Annotated in this window: 4 protein-coding genes; all 4 read right to left on the minus strand. The window is 45.6% G+C overall.

The genetic code is table 11. From position 1 onward, the window contains the following. Positions 1-1519 (minus strand): ABC transporter substrate-binding protein (locus NDA06_RS26190; protein ID WP_348251935.1); only part of this gene is annotated, 1519 nt, incomplete at its 3' end. Positions 1520-2047: 528 nt separating this feature from the next. Next, positions 2048-3358: a HAMP domain-containing sensor histidine kinase gene (locus tag NDA06_RS26195; protein ID WP_242047410.1), complete on the minus strand. Its 1311-nt coding sequence runs from the start codon at positions 3356-3358 to the stop codon at positions 2048-2050. A gap of 162 nt (positions 3359-3520) precedes the next feature. Then, positions 3521-3910, minus strand: coding sequence for a response regulator (locus NDA06_RS26200; RefSeq protein ID WP_190415056.1), 390 nt, complete (start codon positions 3908-3910; stop codon positions 3521-3523). A gap of 321 nt (positions 3911-4231) precedes the next feature. Beyond that, positions 4232-4456 carry a DUF167 domain-containing protein gene (locus NDA06_RS26205; protein WP_190985421.1) on the minus strand — a complete coding sequence of 75 codons (225 nt, stop codon included), beginning with the start codon at positions 4454-4456 and terminating at the stop codon, positions 4232-4234. Between the last annotated feature and the right edge of the window lie 312 nt (positions 4457-4768).

A 4768-nucleotide genomic window follows, 5' to 3' on the forward strand; every position in this document is an offset into this window, starting at 1 on the left:
GCGCAACCGCTAAATCCTTTGACTGCGTATTTTTGGCATAAAGCTGCTGCAACTCTTGGAAGCTTGCCACCTTTGCTCCAGCTTTCCCGGCAAATGCTTGTGCATCTTTTTCTATTAGGAATGCAGATACCTGGTCGCCATTCCGAACATAGAACGAATTTTGAGCGAATAACTTCCAACCTTTGTCGCGATCGTGTACGAAGGCTACAGCCGCTGTCTTGCCCTCAGACTTGAGCTGTTGCAGCTTTGTCAGCATATTCTTGATTGAGGTAAAACTGAGAACTTTATCTTCTCCTTCTACCCAAATCTGAGCTGCTAGTTTTGGATCTTGAATCGATTCTTGAGTGAGTGCATCATTGCCACGAATCAAATTATCCGCCGACTTAGCCACATCCTGTTCGCTAATGTTGCTCTCTTTGAGCGCTTGTTTCAGGTAACTATCGTCCGTCCAACTTGCAACATCATCTGGGTTCACGCTGGCATCTAATTTTCCAATCTGCTTCAACGTCGTTACGCTATTTTTGAGCGCAGTGATTTGGTAGGGCTGAATTCTCGGATCGAGCTTTTGAATACCCGATGGGCCAAGGAACATATAAAAGATTTCTTTCTCAACCCCTGTCCATTTCTCTAACTTCGCACTAAGGGCTTCTGGTTGTTCCCGGAAACGCTGATTCGCCTCCAACATTGCCCTTAGATAAGCCACCACAATTTCGGGATTTTCCTTTGCAAAGTCCGATCGCACTACAACTCCATGAAAGGTTGGAGTTTCCGTTTGTGCACCATCGTAAATCTTGCGAGCAAAGCCTCTAAAGGGAAACAACTCACCATAGGGCACAAAATCCGCATGAGCATCGATCTGACGGCTTCTCAGGCTCGTGCCACCTACTTCTGGTGATTGACTCACTAACGTCACTTCTTTCTGTGCATCAATGCCCTCATTCTTCAGCGCCCGCAGCAGCATCCCATGCGCCGAGGTTCCAAAGGGAACTGAAATGGTTTTCCCCTTCAAGTCTGCTAGTTTTTTATAAGGTGTGTCGGTTGGAACAACAACCGCATTTCCGGCTCCATTAGGGCTGTAGGCAAGGGATGAGATCAAAACAGTCTTAACGCCATTGCCTTTTTTCTGAAAAGTCGTCAGGTTAATCGTCGCCGGAAAGTCCGCCATGCTGCCGATATCAATTTGATTCGCCAACATTTTGTTGGTAATTGGTGGAGCTGATGTGGCGCTAGACCACTCAATTTTGTACTCAACATTTTGGTATTTTCCTGTTTTTGGCAGATACTTCTCCAGCAGCTTTTCTTCTCGGATGACTGCACCACCTGTCACGGTGTTAATGGTTTGGTCTTGGGTACCAATCGCAATCCGAATCACCTTTTTGCCAGAGGAACTACCTGAAGTATTTGCTGAAGTATTTGCTGAAGTATTTGCTGAAGTGTTACTACAAGCGCTGGTAAAGGTTAAGGAAACAACTAGCAGAGAAAAAAGAACACTTTTTAAAGACAATAGTTTGATATGCATACGGCTCCATTCCCGCATTGAATCTACTGCCCCACTTGTTTCACGCAAATCATGTTGGAGCAGTAGCTAGTTTAATCTCCGGTTTATCGGTCGGAATACGACTGTTTTAACAGAATGCCATAGTCAAACACCGAAGACAAGATGTAATCCCCGGTTTATCGATAGACTTTTCGTATTTATAGATAGATTTTTTGAATTGAAGCTGCCAGATTTGGAAACTCGCGGTGGAGGGAAGCACCTTTTAAGATGCTGGCTATGTCTCGCGACGCCGATTCAACCTGGTTTTTATCAATTCCCACGATCAGCTATAACGCTCAACGTTGTTGAATCAATACGGCTGATCAAGCGGATCGAGTTTCCGGAGGAAATCCCAGTCCAGGAGACTCCTTTGCCACGACAGTGCAATTTGTAGGGGGAGCAGAATGAGGTGTCCTCCTGCATCAGGTTGCCCTTGTCCAACAGAACAACGCCCCAATTTCCAAGCGACTATAAGCCGACTATAAATAAAGCGATAAGCCGGACAGGATATTAACTCTTTCGTTTCTCTGCGGCGGTGTCGAGGGGAAGGCGAATGCTGAAAGTTGCGCCTTGACCTAGAGTGCTAGTAGCCGTAATCGTGCCGCCGTGTGCTTCCACAATTCGTCGCGCGATCGCTAACCCCAAACCCGTTCCGCTGCCTTTGCGCGAGGGATCTGCTGTATAAAATTGTTCAAAAATGCGGGGCAAATCGCTCTCTGTGATTCCGGTTCCCCGATCGCGAATTTTTACTGAAACCTGGGCACCTTCTATATTGCTTGAGACAGAAACTTTAGACTCTGGTACTGAGAACTTAATCGCGTTGTCCAATATATTTAGAAAAGCTTGCAATAGTCGTTCTGGATCGCCTTGGATTTGAACATCCGCAACCTCCACGCTGATGCCTACTTCCTTGGCTATCATGCGAGACTCCATTGCTCGCACCGCCCGTTCGATCAAGTCTCGCAGCTTTAGCGGTTGCTGTTCTAGTGGCGTTACGCCTGCTTCGAGTCGTCCCAAATCCAGCAGATCCTTAATTAGTCTGGACAGGCGCAGGGTTTCATCCTGTGCAGTCTGGATGAAGCGATCGCGTAACTCCGGCTCCTCAGCCGCTCCATTGGCGAGTGCTTCTAGGGTGACATAGACGTTGCTAACAGGAGTCCGCAGTTCGTGAGACACATTTGCGAGGAATGCCCGCCGCTCTTTATCTAAGGAAGCCAGCCGTTCGCTCATGCGATTCAATTCACTGGCTAATTGACCCACTTCATCATCTTGATGAATGTTCAGCTTCTCACCTAAATGACCCCCACCCACCTCAATTGCAAAGTGGCACATCGCCTGAATCGGTCTAGCAATATTACGGGCAAGGCTTTCGCTAATCAGCGCACAAAGCAAGAGCGTCAAGAAGAGCGTTCCAAGAACGGTGAAAATGACGCGGCGAAACTGACGCTGAAACTGTTCTAAAGTGATCGACATCCGCAGCGCACCGAGCAGACGACCCTTCCGAAATATCGGTCGCACTGCATACACTCGGTCATCGTTGGATAGAATCCCTTTTGCTACCCCTTGCGTCGGCTGATTTTGTAGCGCTTCTCTCACGCCAGCAACAGCTAACCAGTTAGGGACTTGCCGATCTAGCTGGGGGGCGGAGGTGAATAGCAGGCGACCATCAGGTGCAAAGACGCGCAGGGTGACTGCTTCCGGTGAACCGTAGCGTTGCACTAGCACTCTTACCCGCTCAAGATTATTTTCCTCTAAAGCGTCAGCGACGCTCTCGCTGAGGGCTGTTGTCCAGGAATCTAAATCAGCCTGTCTCGTCCTCATGAAATAGGCATGGAAAGAGAACAGAATATAGCTTGCCAGAATAGAAGTTCCTAATGCGGTGAGTGCTAAATAGGTAACTAACAGTTTCCGGTAAATTGAATTCCATCGGATATGAATTGCTAACCAGCTCCTTGAATTTTTCAAAGGTGCAACTTCAATTTTTTAATCTCCCTGTAGAGACTGTTGACCCACAGCGCGACCCCGGAGAACAGCTTTTATGCGTGCGAGAAGTTCGCGAGTGTTGAAGGGTTTGGTGATATAGTCATCTGCGCCCGCTTCTAATCCCCAAACTTTGTCAATATCTTGGTCTTTAGCTGTCAGCATCAAAATCGGGATATTAGAAAATGCTCGGATGCGCCAGCAGAGTTCCATCCCATCAATGCCCGGTAGCATCAAGTCCAAAATAATCACGTCCGGCACTTGCTTGTGGAACAACTTGAGTGCAGTCTGTCCATCCCCTGCGGTTGTCACTTGATAGCCTTCTTTAATTAAGGCGTAGCTAAGACTGGCACGTAATGCCTCTTCATCATCGATCAGTAAGACGTGTGGCATGCTGAGTTGACCTCTTCGTTCAAGTGTACCAGGTTGAGTTATTCCCTTTTGAATTTTAGATTTTGACTTTGAGCTTTTGAAATCTACCAATAGATAGTTTCTAAAATTAATCTTTTGTTAATTTAAAGCTAACGGGGATGAGTTTAAACGGAAAATGAAAATAGCGATCGCGTGCAGTCAGAACAACACCTTTACCGAGCAACTGCTATAGAATCTTACTTAATGATTCGGGAAGCTCAGCTCCCCAACTTTCTAGAGCAGTCAGGTATCTGAAGGGCTGGCTCACAACTTCAAGAAGATTGCTAGATTTTCTAGTTAGGTTCAACCGTCGTCTATTTCGACTAGCTTATTTCTTGACGATAAACCCGATTTGATAAAAATTCTTAATTTTGATACGTTAAATTTTTTAGAGAGTATTTGAATTAACTCTTCATTTGCCTTACCATCTACAGGTGGCGACTTTAAATGAACCGTAAGGCTACCGTCCTCAGCTTCCTCAATTCTTTGGTTTTTTGAATTGGGTTTAACCTTTACTTGCTTCTTCATCTGGCTGGGGTGATGGTAATCTGGTTGTAGCTATCATGCGGGTTAACGATAAATTTCATAACCATAGCGATCGCTCAACACAGGTTTTCGTGTAGTGTAGTATACAAATATCGTTAGTATTAACTTCTGCCTGGAGATAGAAGTTTAGTTGGATTAGTCTCTAATATGTTTTATTTGAAAGGGCAAAGCTAAATCTACGAATTTAATCCATTGTCAATAAGTTTTGACGAAAAAAATTCATCCAGAAAAATTGATCTAAAATTGCTAGATGAGTAGATAGTACGACGATATTCTAAATTTTAAATGCTCGTG

Origin of the sequence: Trichocoleus sp. ST-U1 (assembly GCF_039961835.1) — a bacterium.
Taxonomy (GTDB): domain Bacteria; phylum Cyanobacteriota; class Cyanobacteriia; order Cyanobacteriales; family FACHB-T130; genus FACHB-T130.